The sequence below is a fragment of the Streptomyces sp. SX-6 genome, from assembly GCF_059089585.1.
Genome location: NZ_JBTHHU010000010.1, coordinates 33,940 through 54,180, shown reverse-complemented (window position 1 = coordinate 54,180; position 20,241 = coordinate 33,940). Strand labels below are relative to the sequence as shown.

At 68.3% G+C, this 20,241-nt stretch carries 18 protein-coding genes; 9 read left to right on the top strand and 9 right to left on the bottom strand.

All coding sequences use genetic code 11. The features are described 5' to 3' along the window. Positions 1–23: 23 nt before the first annotated feature. Positions 24–1,487, top strand: a complete 1,464-nt coding sequence (locus ACV530_RS14825; protein WP_494332901.1) for a catalase — start codon at positions 24–26, stop codon at positions 1,485–1,487. Positions 1,488–1,563: 76 nt separating this feature from the next. Here the strand turns inward: ACV530_RS14825 and ACV530_RS14820 are convergent, their stop codons facing one another. Then, positions 1,564–1,818, bottom strand: a complete 255-nt coding sequence (locus ACV530_RS14820; protein WP_494332900.1) for a DUF6255 family natural product biosynthesis protein — start codon at positions 1,816–1,818, stop codon at positions 1,564–1,566. Further along, positions 1,818–2,144, bottom strand: coding sequence for a hypothetical protein (locus tag ACV530_RS14815; protein WP_494332899.1), 327 nt, complete (start codon positions 2,142–2,144; stop codon positions 1,818–1,820). Before ACV530_RS14815 ends, ACV530_RS14820 begins: the two co-directional genes overlap by 1 nt. A gap of 274 nt (positions 2,145–2,418) precedes the next feature. Here ACV530_RS14815 and ACV530_RS14810 point away from each other — a divergent pair, with 274 nt between their 5' ends. Beyond that, positions 2,419–3,747, top strand: a complete 1,329-nt coding sequence (locus ACV530_RS14810) for an NsdA family TPR-like regulatory protein (RefSeq protein WP_494332898.1) — start codon at positions 2,419–2,421, stop codon at positions 3,745–3,747. On the opposite strand, the gene ACV530_RS14805 is transcribed toward ACV530_RS14810, so the two are convergent. Together ACV530_RS14805 and ACV530_RS14800 are read right to left on the bottom strand one after the other, a co-directional pair. Further along, complete coding sequence (locus ACV530_RS14805; protein WP_494332897.1) at positions 3,721–4,785, bottom strand: NAD-dependent epimerase/dehydratase family protein; 1,065 nt, start codon at positions 4,783–4,785, stop codon at positions 3,721–3,723. The genes ACV530_RS14810 and ACV530_RS14805 overlap by 27 nt on opposite strands. 689 nt (positions 4,786–5,474) lie before the next feature. Beyond that, entirely contained in the window at positions 5,475–7,892 is a 2,418-nt protein-coding gene (locus tag ACV530_RS14800; RefSeq protein WP_494332896.1) for a transglycosylase domain-containing protein, read from the bottom strand. Positions 7,893–8,002: 110 nt separating this feature from the next. Here ACV530_RS14800 and ACV530_RS14795 point away from each other — a divergent pair, with 110 nt between their 5' ends. The 5 genes from ACV530_RS14795 (at position 8,003) to ACV530_RS14775 (ending at position 12,759) form a co-directional block, all read left to right on the top strand. Further along, positions 8,003–8,908, top strand: a complete 906-nt coding sequence (locus ACV530_RS14795) for an SPFH domain-containing protein (protein WP_494332895.1) — start codon at positions 8,003–8,005, stop codon at positions 8,906–8,908. Further along, positions 8,905–9,144 carry a type II toxin-antitoxin system antitoxin gene (locus ACV530_RS14790; RefSeq protein ID WP_494332894.1) on the top strand — a complete coding sequence of 80 codons (240 nt, stop codon included), beginning with the start codon at positions 8,905–8,907 and terminating at the stop codon, positions 9,142–9,144. Before ACV530_RS14795 ends, ACV530_RS14790 begins: the two co-directional genes overlap by 4 nt. A gap of 80 nt (positions 9,145–9,224) precedes the next feature. Continuing rightward, positions 9,225–9,749 (top strand): PadR family transcriptional regulator, encoded by a 525-nt coding sequence (locus ACV530_RS14785; RefSeq protein WP_494332893.1) that lies wholly within the window; start codon positions 9,225–9,227, stop codon positions 9,747–9,749. Further along, a complete protein-coding gene (locus ACV530_RS14780; RefSeq protein WP_494332892.1) occupies positions 9,746–10,432 on the top strand; it encodes an ABC transporter ATP-binding protein in 687 nt (228 codons plus the stop codon). The genes ACV530_RS14785 and ACV530_RS14780 overlap by 4 nt, the downstream gene beginning before the upstream one ends. A 23-nt stretch (positions 10,433–10,455) precedes the next feature. Next, entirely contained in the window at positions 10,456–12,759 is a 2,304-nt protein-coding gene (locus ACV530_RS14775; RefSeq protein WP_494333038.1) for an FtsX-like permease family protein, read from the top strand. A gap of 78 nt (positions 12,760–12,837) precedes the next feature. Here ACV530_RS14775 and ACV530_RS14770 read toward each other — a convergent pair whose 3' ends face one another. Continuing rightward, entirely contained in the window at positions 12,838–13,806 is a 969-nt protein-coding gene (locus tag ACV530_RS14770) for a LysR substrate-binding domain-containing protein (RefSeq protein WP_494332891.1), read from the bottom strand. A gap of 131 nt (positions 13,807–13,937) precedes the next feature. Here ACV530_RS14770 and ACV530_RS14765 point away from each other — a divergent pair, with 131 nt between their 5' ends. Next, entirely contained in the window at positions 13,938–14,492 is a 555-nt protein-coding gene (locus tag ACV530_RS14765; protein ID WP_494332890.1) for a peroxiredoxin, read from the top strand. Positions 14,493–14,503: 11 nt separating this feature from the next. Beyond that, positions 14,504–15,037, top strand: a complete 534-nt coding sequence (locus ACV530_RS14760; RefSeq protein ID WP_494332889.1) for an alkyl hydroperoxide reductase — start codon at positions 14,504–14,506, stop codon at positions 15,035–15,037. A gap of 73 nt (positions 15,038–15,110) precedes the next feature. On the opposite strand, the gene ACV530_RS14755 is transcribed toward ACV530_RS14760, so the two are convergent. From ACV530_RS14755 to ACV530_RS14740, 4 genes are all read right to left on the bottom strand, one after another. Further along, positions 15,111–16,448 carry an AI-2E family transporter gene (locus tag ACV530_RS14755; RefSeq protein ID WP_494332888.1) on the bottom strand — a complete coding sequence of 446 codons (1,338 nt, stop codon included), beginning with the start codon at positions 16,446–16,448 and terminating at the stop codon, positions 15,111–15,113. A 120-nt stretch (positions 16,449–16,568) separates the two neighbouring features. Further along, the gene (locus tag ACV530_RS14750) at positions 16,569–17,288 is read right to left on the bottom strand and encodes an aggregation-promoting factor C-terminal-like domain-containing protein (RefSeq protein WP_494332887.1); all 720 of its coding nucleotides are present in this window, start codon (positions 17,286–17,288) and stop codon (positions 16,569–16,571) included. A gap of 415 nt (positions 17,289–17,703) precedes the next feature. After that, a complete protein-coding gene (gene phoH2, locus ACV530_RS14745) occupies positions 17,704–19,026 on the bottom strand; it encodes an RNA 5'-3' helicase PhoH2 (RefSeq protein WP_494332886.1) in 1,323 nt (440 codons plus the stop codon). 414 nt (positions 19,027–19,440) lie between these two features. Next, positions 19,441–20,202 (bottom strand): isoprenyl transferase, encoded by a 762-nt coding sequence (locus tag ACV530_RS14740; RefSeq protein ID WP_494332885.1) that lies wholly within the window; start codon positions 20,200–20,202, stop codon positions 19,441–19,443. Positions 20,203–20,241 lie beyond the last annotated feature (39 nt).

The following is a 20,241-nucleotide window of genomic DNA, read 5'->3' as shown; positions in this document are numbered from 1 at the left end:
TCACCCGTTCCGGGAGGCGTCCCATGACCGACTCGGCGCAGAGCTCTCCGTACACCACCAACAACGTCGGCATCCCCGTGGAGAGCGACGAGCACTCGCTCACTATCGGTGACTCCGGCCCCATCCTCCTCCAGGACCACTACCTGATCGAGAAGATGGCCCAGTTCAACCGGGAACGGGTCCCCGAGCGGGTGGTCCACGCCAAGGGCGGCGGTGCCTACGGCACCTTCCGGGTGACGAACGACGTCAGCCAGTACACCAAGGCGGACCTCTTCCAGCCTCGCAAGACCACCGAAATGCTGGCCCGCTTCTCCACTGTCGCGGGCGAACAAGGCTCCCCGGACACCTGGCGCGACCCGCGCGGCTTCGCCCTCAAGTTCTACACAGAACACGGCAATTACGACCTCGTCGGCAACAACACCCCCATCTTCTTCGTGCGCGACCCACAAAAATTCCAGGACTTCATCCGCTCGCAGAAGCGCCGCCCTGACAACGGCCTGCGCGACAACGACATGCAGTGGGACTTCTGGACCCTCTCCCCCGAGACCGCGCACATGGTCACCTGGCTGATGGGCGACCGCGGCATCCCCAAGAGCTGGCGCCACATGAACGGCTACGGCTCGCACACCTACATGTGGGTCAACGCCGGAGGCGAGCGCTTCTGGATCAAGTACCACATCAAAACCGACCAGGGCATCGACTTCCTCACCCAGTCCGAGGCCGACCGCATCGCGGGCGAGGACGGCGACTACCACCGCCGCGACCTGTCCCAGGCGATCGCCGGCGGCCATGCCCCCTCCTGGACCATGTACGTCCAGGTCATGCCCTTCGCCGACGCCCCGGACTACCGCTTCAACCCCTTCGACCTCACCAAGGTCTGGCCGCACGGCGACTACCCGCTCATCGAAGTCGGCAAGATGACCCTCAACCGCAACCCCGAGGACTTCTTCGTCCACATCGAACAGGCCGCCTTCGAGCCCTCCAATCTGGTACCGGGCATCGGCCCGTCCCCCGACAAGATGCTCCTCGGCCGCCTCTTCTCCTACCCGGACACCCACCGCTACCGCATCGGCCCCAACTACACCCAACTGCCGCCCAACCGCGCGCACTCGGCCGTCAACTCCTATGCCAAGGACGGCCCGATGCGCTACGAGCCGGCCAACACGGCCCGCCCGTACGCCCCCAACTCCTACGGCGGCCCGGCCGCCGACACCGCCCGCTTCGGCGAGATCGCCGGCTGGCAGGCCTCGGGCGAGATGGTGCGCGAGGCGTACAAGCTCCACCGCGAGGACGACGACTGGGGCCAGGCGGGCACGATGGTGCGCCGCGTCCTCGACGACGCCGCGCGCGACCGGCTCGTCTCCAACGTCGCGGGCCACCTGAGCGCCGGCGTCAGCCGGCCGGTCCTGGACCGGGCGCTGCAGTACTGGCGCAACATCGACAAGGAGGTCGGCGACCGCATCGCCACCAAGGTCAACGGCGGCTGAGCGGGCGCGATTTGCAGGGTACGAGGCTCCGGGCGGCGCACATCCGCCGCCCGGAGCCTCACCCTTGCTTCCAGCGTCACACGGCGAGACGCCAGGCACTCCACCGGCGAAGGTTGTACAGGCCCCGCGAGATGATCACGGCCGCCGAGCGGTCCGCCCGAACGGGGTCACGGGGCGGCTCCGTCACCGTGACGGGCAACTCCGGCGGGCGCAGGGCCCCGTAGCCCGTGAACCGCCACGTACCGCAGTCACGGCACCGCTTCTCGCCGTCTCCGGGCTCCCAGCCCGAGCGGTGCTGACAGGGTTGGACCAAGCGGCCTACAGCTCGCATCAGTTGCCCCTTCCGGCCATGGGCACGGAATGCACCGCGATCCAATGCGCGTACGCGGCCGCAGCGGCGTTCCGGGACAGTTCCCTGTCCTCGCCCGATACGGTTGCCCGCCTGACTGCTTCGAGCTCGGCACACTTGTCGCAGCCTGTCCGGTACGGGCGCAGACCAGCCACCTGACGCTCCTCGGGCGTCGCCAGCCGCAGGGCGTCGGCAGGAACGTCGACATGGGGTCCACCATCCACACCGCGTACAGCAACCCGATCGCTGAACGCCTCGACTACCTGCACGAGTTTCCCCTCGCGCGTGTCCACCACGTAAGTACCCACTCTGTACGTCATTGCATGGCCAGCAGCCACAAGCGCACCCACCTCGGTCTCACAAACATTGCCCCCGCTGGGCGAGTCGCCAGGCTCGCCCTTCATGCCACTTCACTGCCATATCGCAGCGGGTATCACCTGCACGCTCTTTGGCAGTCACCGCGTTCACAGGGGCGTCAAATGGTGAAACCAAGGCGCTCTTACCGGGAGTTCGAGAAGAATGAGCGGTGCTGGGCCCGCGCTCGCGGCTCGGCGCACAGTCGTCGTCCATGAGGAGAGTCACGTGAGCAAGAAGTCGTTGTTGCGCGTTCTGACCGTCGAAACAGGGCTGTCGTACAGGCAGTTCATCCACGACTATGAGCGCGCCGCGAAGGAGATCGCCAGGGAAGGCCCTGATCCGAGCATCGCCTCGGCAACAATCAGCGAACTCACCTATCGACGCTGGACGAACGGACAGATTCGCACACTTCCGCAGCATCCCGCACCGCTGATCCTAGAGCGCATGTTCAGCCATCCCGTCGGAGTCCTGTTCGGGCCTGCTGACGCAGTCCCGCTTCCCGCCCCTAAAGCCGTGCTCGACGAAGGTGAATTCGCTACGACTGCCCGGGATGCCGCTGCGCATGCCTCGGATGCCGCCTCGTTCACCGTGCCGGACATCACCCTCGACCAGCTCAACGACGACATCACCGCACTCGCACGCGCTTACCACAACACCTCGCCACGCGAAGTGCACACCAGAGCAAGAGACTCGTACCGCCTGGCTCAAGGCCTCCTGGAGCGCACTCAGCGCCCCCGCCAGCGCGAACGTCTCTACCTCGCGGCCGGCGAGGTGGCTGCGATCATGTCCGCCGCGGCCTTCGACCTCGGATTCTTCGCGCCAGCCGTGCAATTGGCTCGTACTTCTGTCCTCTATGGCCAGGTCATCGAGTACGGCCCCCTCCAGGCTTACGCCACCGGGATGCTGGCGTACTTCGCCTTCTGGGGGAATCGCCCGGCCGAAGCCGTGCGGCTGGTCCACTCCGCGCAGAGTTGCGGCGGGCTCGGTGCCACTGCGATCACCCGCCTCGCTGCCATCGAAGCCCGTTCCTACGCCTACCTCGGCGACCACGAAAACGCCGAGAGGGCTCTCGGCATGTCCCTCGACCCCAGCAGCAGCACCAGGGACGCACTCCACGACGATGTGGGCGGAGAATTCAACTTCCCCGCCGCGCGCCTGGCCATGAGCAATGCCACCAGCCATCTGCTCATGCACGACTCGGCCAAAGCCGAGGCAACTGCCGGCCACGCGCTGAGCCTCCTGGCCGAGACCCCGAACGAGAGGCACTCAATCGTTGTTTCCTGCAAAGCCTCCGCAGACCTTGCGCGGGCCCGGTTGCTGCGCGGTGAACTCGCCGGTGCGGCCGAAGCTCTTGATCCCGTCTTCGCGGTGGCAAGCGAGTGGCGATGCACGGGCATCACGGCCCGTCTGCTCGTTGCCCGTACGCACCTGACTCAGCCCACGTTCCGCAACGCGGCCGAAGCACGTGATCTTGGCGAACAGATCGAGAACTTCACCGCCAACGCGGTATCCCGTGGGATGAGCGCTTCAGCGCACCTCCCCCTCGGCGGCTGACACGCCGTTCCCGTACAAGTCGGCAAGAATCGCCGCCTCCTTCTCTTCAGCGATTCCATGCTCACTCCACCGAGAGTGCTGCACGGGAATGCCGCCCTGGTGCAGCCATGCCCACGTGGCCTCGACCGTCTCGGCAAGCGATCTGCAGGCAAACCCAGCTGCTTGCGCGAGGTCGGAGCCGATGTTCCAGACACCGCGGTGAGTGCGCCACAGCGGCAGCTCCGTCCACTGCCGGACGCCGTGCTCGATCAGAAGGTCGTCGGCGGCCCACACGAGGTGCCCGCGGCGGCCTGTCACTTCAAGGCACTTGTCCAGGAAGCCTCCCATCGTCTCCCGCCCGATCGGTGCCGTCACGTTGTACGCACCGCCCCTGCTCGCCGTGGCCTGGTCGAGGGCGAAGCTGGCGACGTCGCGAACGTCCACAGGCTGAATGCCCTTGGCAGGCCGCCCCGGAGCAAGAATTGCACCGCCGCGCTCGGCTCGGCGCAGCCACCACGGCAACCGGCCCACGTACTCACCGGGACCCAAGATGACGCCCGGCCGAAGGACAGTGACACGGTCCGCTCCGAACGCCTCCCACACCGCCCGCTCGGCACCGGCTTTTTGACGTCCGTAGTGGAGGTCCGGACCGTCCCAGCCCTTCGGCTGCCGCCCGTAATCGGCATCTGCGTCCGGCGGGCCGTCCAACAGCTCCGACTCCTCCGTCAACGGATCGTCCGGCCAGCCTTGGTAGACGCTCACTGTCGAGACGTACACGTAACGGCGAACTGCCGGTTCAAGCACACGGGCCCCGGCAAGCACACTGCACGGCGCCAACGCGGACGAGGAGGTATCGACCACCGCATCCCAAGGACCAACTGCAGCAAGGCGGGCAAGGTCGGCCGCATCGGTCCGATCCCCTCGCAAGGTCTCGGCACCGGGCAGATCCACGCCCGATCGCCCCCGGTTGAAGGTGGACACCGCCCACCCTCGAGCCAACGCCTCCTGCGCAACTGCGCGCCCCAGAAACCAAGTACCACCCAGAATGAGAATGCGCATGGACCGATCCTGCCGATAGGAACCAGCGCCCGCTACCCGAATGAGTGGGGTGCGTCGTCCGCCAGGTGTTCGCCGGTGGGTGGGGCGGCAGCGGTGGGCGGTTTACGTGGCGAGTGCTTGGCCATCTGGCCGTATCGTCGTTGTGCATGTGAAAAGCAGCTGACTGCGGGAAGGGGGGCAGGCCGGGCTCTCGTCGCCGGGTGCACGACCGACTGGGCGGCCTGATGGCCCGTCACATCGCATCCGCCTCACCCGCATCGCAAGTCGCGAGCGTGTGGGTGCCGGGAGGGTGACTGGCGAGTCGGGTACCGGTTTCCCCCCAAGAACTGCCCCCAGCCGGGGGGAAACCGGTACCCGGTTCGCCGTTCAGCGTCCGGACTGTGGCGTACGGGACCCATGAGGCCGGGCCCACCCCCGCGCAGCGCAACGGAGCGGCACCCGGCAACGCGCACCAGCCGGGCCCCCTCCTCGCCCGTAGCCCGCCGCTGTGCGCCGAAGGCGCGAGACGAGACCCGCACCTGCCCGAGCACCATGCCGCCCCACCAAGCGCTTGCGTGCGCGCCCACCGGGCAGTGGCACAGCCAGAGGACCACAGCCCGGGATCCCCCACCACCCAACGGAACGCCGAACGGCCGCTGTTCTCCCCCGCGAGGAGAGAACAGCGGCCGTTGTGCTGCCGGTTCAACCGGCTACGGTGTGGCCCCGCCGTTGAGCTGGAGGGGCGGGACGTCCGGGCCACCGTCGGTGTTGCCCGTGTCACCGGTGCCGGTCGGGTCCGGCTTCGGCGGCTTCGTCGTCGGCGGCAGGGTGTGCGGCGTCGTCGGCGGCAGCGTGTGCGGCGGCGTGGACGGCTTCCTGCTCGGCGTCGCCGGCGGCGTGGACGGAGGCTTCGTCGGCGTCGGGGCGTGAGTCGGCGACGGAATCGCAGACGTCGGCGGCGCGGTTGTCGGGGCCTCTACGGACCCGCCCTCGTCCTTCGTCTCGAGGTCGAACTTGGCCGTGGGGTCGTCGCCGAGCGCGGCCTTGGTGTAATCGTTCCAGATCGAGGCCGGCTGGCCACCACCGTTGACACGCTGCGTGGGGTCGTCGCTGGCCATGCCGTAAAGCTTGGAGTGGTTGCTGCCGTCCTCACCGAAGATGGCAACCGTGGTGACGAGGTCCGGAGTGTAGCCCGCGAACCAGGCGGCCTGGTCGTATTCGGCAGTACCGGTCTTGGCGGCCACCTGGTACAGGTCACTGCGCACGTTCTTGCCCGTGGCGTCGTCGCCCTCGACCACGCCCTGCATCAGGGCGGTCGTGCCATCGGCGGAGTTGCGGCTGAGGACCTCATCGCCGACCGAGTTGGGCAGGGAGACATCCTGGCCCTTCCAGCTCACCGACTTCAGGATGCTGGGGGTGACCTTCTTGCCGTGGTTGTCCAGCGTGGCGTAGACCCCGGCCATTTCCAGCGGGCTGGCGGTCATGGTGCCGAGCGCCATGGCAGGGGTGGCGGTGAAGCCGCGCTGTTTGTCACTGCCCATGCCCATGTCGACGGCCGTCTTCTTGACCTTGTCCAGGCCGACGTCATAAGCCATCTGAGCGAAGGCCGAGTTGATCGACTTGTCCATCGACTTCTGGACAGTGACCGGGCCGTAGCTTGCCCTGTCCTCGTTCTCGGGGCTGTACTGCTTGAAGTCGTCCCCCTTGACCACGTTCCCGTTGGCGTCCTGGACCGGCCGCTCGTTGGTGCCGTCATAGATGGCGTTCGCGTTGATCGGCCGACCGCTCTGGGTCTGCGCCTGGTTCTCCAGCGCGGAGGCGTAGATCACCGGCTTGAAGGTGGAACCGGGCTGGTAGTCAGTGCGGGTGGCGTTGTTGATCCAGTGCTTGTCCGGCCCGTTCACCCCCGCGCCGCCGTACATCGCCACGATCTTGCCGGTCTTGGGATCCACCGACACGGCACCGGGCTGGACAGTCTTGTCGACTTTGCGGGTCTTGGGGCTGAGCTTGTCGGTCAGCTGCTCCTTGACCGCCTTTTCCAGGGCGCCCTGCTTCTTGGGGTCGATGCTCAAGGTGATGGTGTAGCCGCCCGCAGCGAGGTCTTTGCCCTGCTTCTTGAGGAGCTCGCTGGCTTCCTCCTTGGCCAGCGCGACGATATAGCCCTTCTGCCCGGCCATGGTGGCGTCGGCCTTGGGCGTGATGACCTTGGGGAACTTCATGTCCTTGCGGACATCCTGCTTGAGCCAGCCCTTCTCGACCATCTTGTCGAGGACGTAATTCCAGCGGTTCGTGGCGCCGTGCTTGCCGGCCTCGGTGCCCATGACCACGTCGTACTGGCTGGGGGCCTGGAGCAGCGCGGCGAGGTAGGCGGACTCCTCGACGCTCAGCTTGTCGAGATCCTTGCCGAAGTACGCGCGGGCGGCGGCCTGGACGCCGTAGGCGTTGCGACCGAAGTAGCTGGTGTTCAGGTACCCGGCGAGGATCTCCTTCTTGTCCTTCTCCTTCTGGAGCTTGAGGGAGATGATCAGCTCCGTCACCTTGCGGGTGACGGTCTGCCGCTGGTCCAGGTAGTAGTTCTTGACGTACTGCTGGGTGATCGTCGAGCCACCCTGCTTGCCACGCCCCATCATCGTGTTGAGGATGCCGCGGCCGGTGCCCATGATGTCGACACCGGGGTCGGACCAGAAGTCCTTGTTCTCCGCTGCGATGACGGTGTTCTGGACGTTCTTGGGGATCTTCTCGTACGGAACGATCTCGCGGTTGATATCACCTGTGCGCGCGACGACCTTGCCGTTGGGCAACTTGTACACGTTGCTCTGCGCAACGGCCGCACCGTTCGGCTTGTTCGGAATGTCCACATACAGGTAAAGCGCCACGAAGGCGCCAGCCCCGAGAGCTATGAAACCGAAGAAGTAGGCGAGCAGCTTCTTCCACGTGAAAAAGCGGCGTATGCCCGTCTTCTTGGGCTTTCTGCCCCTTGCGCTGCGGGCGCCGCCCTTCTTTGCCGCCCGTCGTGCTTCCGCTCGACCCATCTCTCCCGTAGCTCCAGTCTGTCCGCCCCCGAACCAGCTCACGAAGCTAACACCGCAACTGCCACGAAAGGCCCATCGATCAAGGCTCAGGAGCACGTGACATACAGCACCCCGGGGGGGCAGGCCCGGGTACGGCGCGATGCGGAAACCGTACAGGGCGACTAAACTGCTATCACTTTGCTAGGTACTTCAAGGGGGGACAATCCATGTCTGACACCCTCACTTCGCAGCAGCGCGCAGTACAGATAGAAGAGGTTTCGGCCAAGGACATCGGCGGCGGGCTCGCCCTGCTGCTGGGGCTGGCAGGTCTCGCGCTCGGCATCGGGCTCATCGCCCTGGGCGGCAATCTGCACCTCGCCGCGCTCATCGTCTGCGGCATCCTGTTGATCATCGGCTCGTTCATCGCCATGCGCGGCCTGAACACCATCGCCCCCGGCGAGACCCGCGTCGTCCAGCTCTTCGGCCGCTACCGCGGCACGATCCGCACCGAGGGGCTGCGCTGGGTCAACCCGTTCACCAGCCGCACCAAGGTCTCGACCCGGGTGCGCAACCACGAGACGCCCGTACTGAAGGTGAACGACGCCTACGGCAACCCGATCGAGCTCGCGGCCGTGGTCGTCTGGCAGGTCGAGGACACCGCGCAGGCCCTGTTCGCGGTGGACGACTTCCAGGAGTTCGTCGGCACCCAGACCGAGGCGGCCGTCCGGCACATCGCCATCGAGTACCCCTATGACGCCCACGACGACAACGCGCTGTCGCTGCGCGGGAACGCCGAGGAGATCACAGAGAAGCTCGCCGCCGAGGTACGCGAGCGCGTACGGGCCGCGGGCGTACAGATCGTGGAGTCGCGCTTCACGCACCTCGCGTACGCACCCGAGATCGCCGCGGCGATGCTCCAGCGCCAGCAGGCCGGTGCGGTCGTGGCCGCCCGGCAGACGATCGTGGACGGTGCGGTCGGGATGGTCGAGCACGCGATCGCCCGCATCAGCGAAGAGGGCATCGTCGAGCTCGACGACGAGCGGAAGGCCGCCATGGTCAGCAATCTGCTGGTGGTGCTGTGCGGGGACCGGGCCGCGCAGCCCGTCCTCAACACCGGCACCCTGTACCAGTGACCGAGGAGATACCCCCCAAGGGACGGCCGCGGCAGCGCAAGCAGGTGCTGCTGCGGCTCGACCCCCTTGTCCACGACGCACTCGCCCGCTGGGCGGGCGACGAACTGCGCAGCGCCAACGCGCAGATCGAGTTCCTGCTGCGCAAGGCCCTCGCCGAGGCTGGCCGATTGCCCAACAACATCAGCACCATGCGCGGGCCCGGCCGTCCGCCGAAGTCGGAGGAGGCCGACGGCTGACGGCGGGGGCGGCCGGGCCCGCACCCCCAAACACCTGCGACTATACATAGTGCGTATACACCTCGTGTACAGTCGTCGGCATGTCTATCGGACACACGCTGCTCGGCCTGCTGGAATCCGGCCCCCGCCACGGTTACGACCTCAAGCGGGCCTTCGACGAACGTTTCGGCCACGACCGCCCCCTGCACTACGGGCAGGTCTACTCGACCATGTCTCGCCTGTTGAAGAACGGTCTCGTCGAGGTCGACGGCATAGAGCAGGCCGGTGGCCCGGACCGCAAGCGCTACGCGATCACCGATGCCGGGATCACCGACGTCGGGCAGTGGCTGGCCCAGCCCGAGAAGCCCGAGCCGTACCTCCAGTCGACGCTCTACACCAAGGTCGTCCTCTCCCTCCTCACCGGCCGCGACGCGGGCACGCTGCTGGACGTCCAGCGCTCCGAGCACCTGCGGCTGATGCGCGAGCTCACCCAGCGCAAGCGCACCGGCGATCTCGCCGACCAACTGATCTGCGACCACGCTCTCTTCCACCTCGAAGCCGACCTGCGGTGGCTGGAACTGACCGCCGCCCGGCTCGACCAGCTGGCGAAGGAGGTGCGCGCGTGATACCCGACGGTTCCCTGCTCAGCGCCACCGGACTGCACAAGACCTACGGTCAGACGCCCGCGCTCGACGGCGCGGACTTCTCCATCCACCCCGGCGAGGTCGTGGCCGTCATGGGCCCGTCCGGCTCCGGCAAGTCGACACTGCTGCACTGCCTCGCCGGCATCGTGCGCCCCGACGCGGGCACCGTGACCTACGACGGCCGCAGCCTGTCGGACATGCCCGACTCGCAGCGCAGCGCCCTGCGCCGCGGCGAGTTCGGCTTCGTCTTCCAATTCGGCCAGCTCGTGCCGGAGTTGACCTGCGTCGAGAACGCCGCACTGCCGCTGCGGCTGGCCGGTGTCAAGCGCAAGGCCGCCGAGGCCCAGGCGCTCACCTGGCTGGAGCGGCTCGAGGTCGCGGACGTACGCGGCAAGCGGCCCGGCGAGATCTCCGGCGGCCAGGGGCAGCGCGTGGCCGTGGCCCGCGCACTCGTCACCGAGCCGCGCGTGGTCTTCGCGGACGAGCCGACCGGCGCCCTCGACTCCCTCAACGGCGAGCGCGTGATGCAGCTCCTCACCGACGCGGCACGGGACACCCAGGCGGCCGTCGTCCTCGTCACCCACGAGGCACGGGTCGCCGCGTACTCCGACCGCGAGGTCGTCGTCCGCGACGGCAAGGCCCGCGACATGGTGGGCATGCTGTGAGGACCTGGCTCCGCGACCTCTCCATGGGCGCCCGGTTCGCGGTCACCGGTGGCCGCGAGGGCTGGCTGCGCACCGTGCTCACCGCCGTGGGCGTCGGGCTCGGCGTGGCCCTGCTGATGGTCGCGGCCTCGGTGCCGGAGATGCTCGACACACGCCACGACCGGGATGCCACCCGCTCCGTGGAGGCCGTACCGGCGGTGGCGCTGGGCAAGAAGCCGCCGCCGCGTGGCGACAACACCCTGCTCTATGCCAAGGCCGACACCGACTTCCGCGACGACCGCATCGGCGGCGGCCTTCTGCAGCCCGAGGGCCCCAAGGCCCCGGCGCCGCCCGGGGTGGACAAGACCCCCGGCCCGGGCGAGATGGTGGTCTCCCCCGCGCTCCGCAGCCTGCTGGGCTCCTCCGAGGGGAAGCTGCTGCGCGACCGGCTGCCGTACCGCATCGTCGGCACCATCGGCGAGCCCGGGCTTCTCGGACCCAGTGAGCTCATCTATTACGCGGGCAGCGACAAGCTCTCCGCCGACACCAACGCCACCCGTATCGACCACTACGGCTACGAGCGCCAGCACATCCCCCTGAGCCCGACGCTCATGGTGCTGCTGATCGTGGTGTGCGCGGCGCTGCTCACCCCGGTGGGGGTCTTCATCTCCACCGCCGTCCGTTTCGGCGACGAACGCCGCGACCGCAGACTCGCCGCGCTGCGGCTGGTCGGCGCGGACAGTGCCATGACGCGCCGGATCGCGGCCGGTGAGGCCCTGTGCGGGGCGGTGCTCGGACTGGCCTTCGGCGCCGCGGTGTTCCTGGGCCTGCGGCAGTTCGCGGAGGACTTCACCGTCCAGGACGCCAGCGTCTTCCCGTCCGATGTGACGCCCACGCCTCTGCTCACCGCCCTGATCGCCGTGGCCGTTCCCGCGTCCGCGGTGGTGGTCACCCTGTTCGCGCTGCGCGGCATCGCCATCGAGCCGCTGGGCGTCGTACGGCAGGGCGGCGTCCGGCGCCGCCGGCTGTGGTGGCGGCTGCTGATCCCGGCGGCGGGCCTCGCCCTGCTCGCCCCGCTCTTCGGCCATGCCTCCGACGATCCCTACGGGAGCCGGCTCAACACCTACCAGGTCGCCAGTGGCGCGGTGCTGCTGCTGACCGGTGTCACGGCCATCCTGCCCTGGGCGGTCGAAGCGTTCGTCGCCCGCCTCGGGGGCGGCCCGCTGTCCTGGCAACTCGCCGCCCGGCGGCTCCAGTTGAGCAGCGGTCCGGCCGCCCGCGCGGTCAGCGGCATCACCGTCGCCGTGGCCGGGGCGATCGCCGTGCAGATGCTCTTCGCCGGAGTGCGGAGCGACTACGAGAAGCCTGCCGGCGAACCGGCGAGCCACTCCCAGCTGTCGGGCATCAACCGGACCGTCTCCCCCGCCCAGGTCCACCGCTATGTCGACGGCCTCCGCGCCACCCCCGGCGTCCAGGCGGCCGCCGGCTATGTGCAGCGCTACGCCGAGCACCGCAACAACTCGTCGCAGGGCATGAATGTGACCGTCGGCGACTGCGCCACCCTGCGCACCCTGGCCAGGATCGACTCCTGCCGGGAGGGCGATGTGTTCGTCGCCAACTCCCCCGGCGACAGCGAGGACTTCGTCAAGGCCGCTCCACCGGGCACCCGGCTGTCGATGTCGCCCTACGGCTCCCGCGGCCGCGTCTACAAGTGGACCGTCCCGGCCTCCGTCCGCGCCACCGAGACCCGGACGGACCCGGCCGGGCGGCAGCCCGGCGGGGTGCTGGTGACCCCCTCGGCCATCAACACGGCCGCCATTCCCAACGCCGTCATGGAGCTGTCGGTCAAGGTCGAACCGGGCAACCCGGACGCCATCGAGCGCGCCCGCAACGCGATCGCCCGCGTCGACCCGACCACCTCGGTCTACCGTCTCGGCGGGGTGCAGAAGGACAAGAACTTCGCCTCCATCGAACGGGGCCTGCTCATCGGCGCGGTGGGCACCCTGATCCTGATCGGGACCAGCATGCTCGTCACCACGCTCGAGCAACTCAACGAGCGCAAGCGGCTGTTGTCCGTCCTCGTCGCCTTCGGCACCCGACGGCGCACGCTCGCGTGGTCGGTGCTGTGGCAGACGGCGGTGCCGGTGGCGCTCGGCATGACCGTCGCGATCGCGGGCGGCCTCGGCCTCGGCTGGGCGATGCTCCGGCTGGTCCGGGCCGAGGTCGGGGACTGGTGGGCGTTCCTGCCGATGGTCGGTGCGGGGGCGGGGGTCATCGCCCTGGTCACGCTCGTCAGCCTGCCGCCGCTGATGCGGCTGATGCGGCCGGACGGGTTGCGCACGGAGTGACGCCCTTCTAGCCCGTCCGGCGCTTGAGGACAACCGCGCGGAGCGCGGTTTCGGGGTGCACGGCTACGCCGTGCGTCCTCAAACGCCGGACGGGCCGGAAGGCACGATCCGCACCGGCAACCCGCCCAGCACCCCCCGCAACGCCTCCGCGAACTCCTCGAACTCCCCCTGGCGCGCCGCCCCCACCCGCATCGCCAGCGCGATCCGCCGCGACGGCGCGGGATCGGCGAAGCAGCCCAGCGCCAGCTGATCACTGCGCGAGGCCTCGACCCGTACGGCCGTACGCGGCAGCAGCGTCACCCCGAGCCCGCCGACCACCAACTGCACGAGCGTCGACAGCCCGGCGGCGCTCGTCGCCGCCACCGTGCCCGGCTCGCGCCCCGCCTCGCGGCAGATGTCGAGCGCCTGGTCGCGCAGGCAGTGCCCCTCGTCCAGCAGCAGCAGATCCAGCTCGCGCAGCGCCTCGCGCGGAATGTCGGCGCGCCCGGCGAGCCAGTGGTCGCAGGGCGTGACGAGGACGAAGTCCTCGTCGAAGAGCGGCAGTTCCACCACCCCCGGCACCCCCAGCGGCACCGCGAGCAGCAGCAGGTCCAGCCGCCCCTGGGTGAGCCCGTCCAGCAGCGAGGAGGTCTGTTCCTCGTGCACCTGGAGGTCGAGATCCGGATAGGAGTCGTGCACCAGCCGCAGCACCGCGGGCAGCAGATAGGGCGCGACGGTCGGGATCACCCCGAGCCGCAGGATGCCCGTGAAGGGGGCGCGTGCGGCGTCGGCCTCCTCCATGAACGACCCCACCGCCTCGAGGACCGTACGGGCCCGCGCGGCCAGCCGCTCACCCGCAGGGCTGAGCAGCACCTTCCTCGTCGTACGCTCGAAGAGCTGAATGTCCAGCGACTCCTCCAGCGCGGCGACGGCCCCGGAGAGCGCGGGCTGGCTCATCGAGATCGCGGCGGCGGCATCGCGGAAGTGCAGATACTCGGCCACGGCGACGAACGCACGCAGCTGCGCCAGGCTGGGCTGGCGCGCTTTCGCGGCGGAAACAGGCAACATCGATAAGCGCCTCCGATCAACTCCACTCAGTCTAGCTATTTCCGCTATCAATGCCCTCTGTGGCAGGGTGGAGACTCGTCCAACCCGCAGGAAACCCCGCAATTCGGGATTTCCCGTTGCAAGGAGAGCGCGTGCTCACTGTCGGTGACAAGTTCCCCGAGTTCGACCTGACCGCCTGTGTGGACCTCGACGCGGACAAGGCTTTCGCGCAGATCGACCACAAGACCTACGAGGGCAAGTGGAAGGTCGTCTTCTTCTGGCCCAAGGACTTCACCTTCGTCTGCCCGACCGAGATCGCCGCGTTCGGCCAGCTGAACGACGAGTTCGCCGACCGTGACGCCCAGATCCTCGGCGTCTCCGGCGACTCCGAGTTCGTCCACCACGCCTGGCGCAAGGACCACGCCGACCTGCGTGACCTCCCCTTCCCGATGCTGGCCGACGCCAAGCACGAGCTGATGAAGGCCTGCGGCGTCGAGGGCGAGGACGGCTACGCCCAGCGCGCCGTCTTCATCGTGGACCAGAACAACGAGATCCAGTTCGTCATGGTGACCGCCGGCTCCGTCGGCCGTAACCCCAAGGAGGTCCTGCGGGTCCTCGACGCGCTGCAGACCGACGAGCTGTGCCCCTGCAACTGGTCCAAGGGCGAGGACACCCTCGACGCGGTCAAGCTCCTCGCGGGCGAGTGAGCTGATCCTCCATGGCCCTCGATGAACTGAAGTCCGCCATACCGGACTACGCCAAGGACCTGAAGCTGAACCTCGGTTCGGTGATCGGCAACTCCGACCTGCCGCAGCAGCAGCTGTGGGGCACGGTCCTCGCCTGCGCCATCGCGACCCGTTCGCCGATCGTGCTGCGCGAGCTGGAGCCACAGGCCAAGGACAACCTGTCGCCCGAGGCGTACACGGCCGCCAAGTCCGCCGCCGCCATCATGGCGATGAACAACGTCTACTACCGCACCCGGCACCTGCTGTCGGACCCGGAGTACGGCAACCTGCGTGCGGGCCTGCGGATGAACGTCATCGGCAACCCGGGCGTGGAGAAGGTCGACTTCGAGCTGTGGTCGCTGGCCGTCTCCGCCATCAACGGCTGCGGTATGTGCCTCGACTCGCACGAGCAGGTGCTCCGCAAGGCCGGTGTGAACCGCGAGACGATCCAGGAAGCCTTCAAGATCGCCGCTGTTCTGCAGGCCGTCGGTGCCACGCTCGACGCCGAGGCCGTCCTCAACGGCTGACGTACAAAGCGCATCACGACAAAAGCGGCCCGCCGACCATCCCGGTCGGCGGGCCGCTTTTGCGTACGCTCGCTCAGGCGGGGTCGTCCGCCGCGGGCACCTGCCCCCGCGAGTACGTCCGCAGATAGCCGACGACCGTATTGGTGACCGCCACCAGCGGCACCGCCACGACCGCGCCGCCGATGCCCGCGACCATGCCACCTGCCGCCACCGCGAGCACCACGGCCAGCGGGTGGACGCTCACCGCGCGGCCGAGGATGAACGGCTGCAGCACGTGGCCCTCGATCTGCATCACCGCGATCACCACGATCAGGACCATGGCCGCGGTGAACACGCCCCCGGTCACCAGCGCGACCACCACGGCCAGCGCGCCCGAGGCGAGGGCGCCGACGAGCGGGATGAAGGCGAAGAGGAAGATGAACACGGCCAGCGGCACGGCCATCGGCACATCGAGGAAGTACAGCCCGATGCCGATGCAGATCGCGTCGATCATGGCCACTATCACCGTGCCCCGCACATAGGCGGTCAGCGTGACCCACGCCTGCGGACCGGCACCCGCCACGCCCTCACGGGCCACGCTCGGCACCAGCTTCAGCAGCCAGCCCCAGATCTTGGGGCCGTCGTAGAGCAGGAAGAGCGTGGTGAACATCGCCAGCAGGATGCCGGTCAGCGTCTCGATGATGACCTGGACGCCCTCTATGCCGGCCGAGGTGAGGTCCTTGGTGTTGGAGCCGATGGCCTGGCTGAGGTTGTCCGCGATGTGGTTGATCTGGTCCTGGGTGACATGGAACGGGCTGGTGCGCAGCCATTCCTTCAGGTTGTCCAGACCCAGCTGCACCTGATGGGACAGGTCGCTGGCGTTGTCCATCACCTGCCACACCACGAACCAGCCGACCAGGCCCATGACCACGAAGCCGGAGATGAAGGTCATCGCCGTGGCCAGTCCCCGGGGGACGCCTCTGCGCTTGAGCATCGCGACGGTCGGCTGGAGCAGCGCCGTGATCAGCAGGCCCACGACGAAGGAGAGGACCACCAGCTCCACGGCGCTGATCACCTGCATCAGCACCCACAGCGTCGCGGCCAGGATCAGCAGCCGCCAGCCCACCTCGGCCGCGACCCGTACGCCCCAGGGGATGACAGCGGACGGATCCGGCCGCCGCCCCTCCTCCGGCTCATGGCGGGTGGCAACCTGCGCGGGCACGGCCGGCTCAGCCGGCTCCGGCGTCGTCGGCGCCTCCGGCTCGGGGGCGGGCTCGGCGGGCTCCGCCCGTACGGCAGTCTGCACCGGTACGCCCACCGGTTCGGGAGGGTCCGCCGTGGCGGCCATGCTCACCTTGCGCTCCTCGAGCCGCTGGGCGAGCCGGGTCAGACCCGTCCCCAAGCCGCCAAGCCATTGTGGCAATCTGGACATTCCTCTTCCTCTTCCCCCACAACTCCCCCGTGACCGTCCCAGACGACGTTACCTGGAGAGCACGACAAAGCCCCCGGCTGTCTTGAGCCGGGGGCTTTGCGGAAACACCGGGTTACGGGATCAGTACCAACCGTTGGCCTGGTGGAACGACCAGGCGCTGCAAGCGCTGCCGTACCGCTCGTTCATGTAGCTGAGGCCCCACTTGATCTGGGTGGCCGGGTTGGTGCGCCAGTCGGAACCGGCCGACTCCATCTTGGAACCGGGCAGAGCCTGGACCAGACCGTAGGCGCCGGAGGAGGCGTTGACGGCCGTGTAGTCCCAGGTGCTCTCTTCGTTCACTATGTTGCTGAAGCACTGGAACTGGTCGCCCGGAACGATCTGCCGGGCGATCGCCTGGACATCGGAGACGCTGTAGGAACCCTTGACCGGGAAGTCGGCGTCGGAGCGGGCGGCGGAGCGGCTGGCGACGTCGTTCGCCTTCTCGCGCTCCTTGTCGGCCTTCTCCTTGGCCTCCTTCTCCTTCTGCGCGGCGTCCGCGGCTTCCTTCTTCGCGGTGGCGTCCTCGGCGGCCTGCTTGCGCGCGGACTCCTCGGCGCTGCGCTTCGCCGTGGTCTGGGCCACGTCCCTCTGCGTGTCCGCCTGCTGTGTCAGCGAGGCGGTCTGCACCTGGGCGCCCTGTTCAGCGGGGATCTCCGCGAGGAGCGTCGTGTCCGCGGCGGTGGCCTCGACCTTGTCGGTCGAGCCATGGTCATTGCCCGAGGCGACGCCCACAACGGCGCCGACGGTGGTGACCGCGGTGGCGGACGCCACAGCGATTCCCCTGACCGAGATCCGGCTCACACGGTTTCCTTCCAGCATCGCCCGCTCGGTGACCTCGTGGGCGAAATCTTGCCCCTGGCTCTGGTCTCCGCTGGCACGGACCCACAACAAGACGGGACCGGCCGGTCACTGGAGACACTGACCCGGTGCGTACTTCCACGAAGGAGACCCACACGATGTCCGGGTGGCATACGGCGACGCTGTTCAGTTGGGATGCCGCAACGCCCTTTTGAGGGGCAAGTGCCGTATGCGGGGCCTGACAGGACCCAGACTCTGCCCCAACGGCACACCCGGAGGCAATTCTTCGGTGCGTGGGAAAGCTCACATCCCGTTTACCCGACAGGATTTCCGGAAAGACCCGCGCGACACGACGACGCGCGGCTAAGCTCCTCGGCTTTGCCGCGCGCCGCCCGAACTCCCGCGCCTACAACCGGCCTTAGATGCGACCATCCTCCAGCATCTCGGTCACCAGTGCGGCGATCGGCGAACGCTCCGAGCGTGTGAGCGTGACGTGCGAGAAGAGCGGATGGCCCTTCAACTTCTCCACGACCGCGACCACGCCGTCGTACCGTCCGACGCGCAAGTTGTCGCGCTGCGCCACGTCATGGGTGAGCACCACCCGGGAGTTGGCCCCGATACGCGACAAAACGGTCAGAAGGACGTTGCGTTCGAGGGACTGCGCCTCGTCGACGATGACAAAGGCATCGTGCAGCGACCGGCCGCGGATGTGGGTGAGCGGCAGCACCTCGAGCATGCCGCGCCCGACGACCTCATCGATCACCTCTGCCGTCGTCACCGCCGACAGCGTGTCGAAGACCGCCTGGGCCCACGGGCTCATCTTCTCCGCCTCGGTGCCGGGCAGATAGCCCAACTCCTGCCCGCCCACGGCGTACAGCGGCCGGAACACCATCACCTTCCGGTGCTGGCGCCGCTCGAGCACCGCCTCGAGCCCGGCGCACAGCGCCAGCGCCGACTTGCCCGTACCGGCCCGGCCGCCCAGCGAGACGATGCCGACCTCCGGGTCGAGCAGCAGGTCGAGCGCGACGCGCTGCTCGGCGCTGCGGCCGTGGATGCCGAACGCCTCCCGGTCGCCCCGCACCAGCCGCACCGAACCGTCCGCCGCGATCCGGCCCAGCGCCTTGCCGCGCTCGGACTGGAGCACCAGCCCGGTGTGCACGGGCAGTTCGGACGCCTCCGGCACGTCCACGCGTTCCTCGGCGAAGAGTTCGTCCACCTGCTCGGCGGTGATGGACAATTCCGCCATCCCCGTCCACCCGGAGTCGGTGATCGCCAGCTCCGCCCGGTACTCCTCTGCCCGCAGCCCCACCGACGACGCCTTGATGCGCAGCGGCAGATCCTTGGAGACGACGGTGACGTCGTAGCCCTCGGCCTGGAGGTTGCGGGCGACCGCGAGGATGCGCGAGTCGTTGTCCCCGAGTCGGAAGCCGACCGGCAGTATGCCCGGGTCCGAGTGGTTGAGCTCGACCCGGAGGCTGCCGCCGAGTTCGCCGATGGGAATCGGCGCGTCGAGCCGGCCGTACTGAACCCGGTACTCGTCCAGTGAACGCAGTGCCTTGCGGGCGAAGTAGCCCAGCTCCGGGTGGTGCCTTTTGGCCTCCAACTCCGTGACCACCACGACGGGAAGCACGACCTCGTGCTCCTCGAAGCGGGACATGGCTCCTGGGTCCGCCAGCAGGACGCTGGTGTCGAGGACATACGTGCGCCGGTCGTTCTCACGGCGCTTCTTGCTGGTCACCATTGGGTGCACGAACCCCCTCGGGGAGAGGTACTGGACGCGACGGTGTCGATGATGTCGCGGGGAAAGGGCCGGGTTCACACCCCTGTGAGGGCCGGCAGCCGGCCCTCCACGTCGTCCGCGCGAACCGCAGCGCCTTTTCCGCCTGCTCCGCACGGTCGGATACGTGTGCAAAGGGCCTCCCGGGCGAACGGCCCCATGCCGTCCGCTGGCAGAGCGACGGTCATGGACCGACCGTCGGCCTGGAAGGGATATTCCCGCCCAACCGCTTGACCATGCAACGGCATATGCGAGCAGCAGGTGAACACTTGATCCGCGCGTTGTGCCGGATGCGTCGCATACGCGGCAATAGCCCAGCGCACTTGCGGTAGTTGGGCCGTGACAGCCCGTGGATTCCCGAGGTTTGCTCAGTACCGCTCAGTATCCGTAACGCCGGTGCCGCGCCGCATAATCACGCAGCGCGCGCAGGAAGTCGACCTTCCGGAAAGCGGGCCAGAAGACCTCGCAGAAGTAGTACTCGGAATGCGCGCTCTGCCAGAGCATGAAACCGGACAGCCGCTGTTCACCACTGGTACGGATGATCAGGTCCGGGTCGGGCTGGCCACGCGTGTAGAGGTGCTTGGTGATGTGCTCGACGTCGACCTGTTCGGCGAGTTCCTCGAAGGAGGTGCCGTTGTCGGCCGCCTCCAGGATCAGCGACCGGACCGCGTCCGCGATCTCCTGCCGGCCGCCGTAGCCGACCGCGACGTTGACCAGTATCCCGTCGACCCCGATCGTGTCCTGCTCGGCTTCCTTCAGAACTGTCTGGGTCCGGGACGGCAACAGATCGAGCTGGCCCACGTGGTGAACGCGCCAGCGCTTCTCCGCGGCCAGGTTGCGGACCGTGTTCTCGATGATCCCGAGCAGCGGGTTCAGTTCCTCGGCGGGCCGGTCCAGGTTGTCCGTCGACAGCATCCACAGGGTCACGACCTTGACGTCCGTCTCGTCGCACCAGCCGAGCAGTTCCTGGATCTTGGCGGCGCCCGCCTGGTGACCCTGCTCGGGGGTCCGGCCGTCCGCGCGCGCCCAGCGGCGATTGCCGTCGAGGATGACTCCGATGTGCTTGGGCACCTGGGCGTGGTCGAGGCGGCCCTCCACCCGGCGTGCGTAAAGCCTGTACACCAGGTCGCGCAACTTCACGATTCAAGCCCCTCCAGCCTTGGCGGTCGCCCCGAGGGC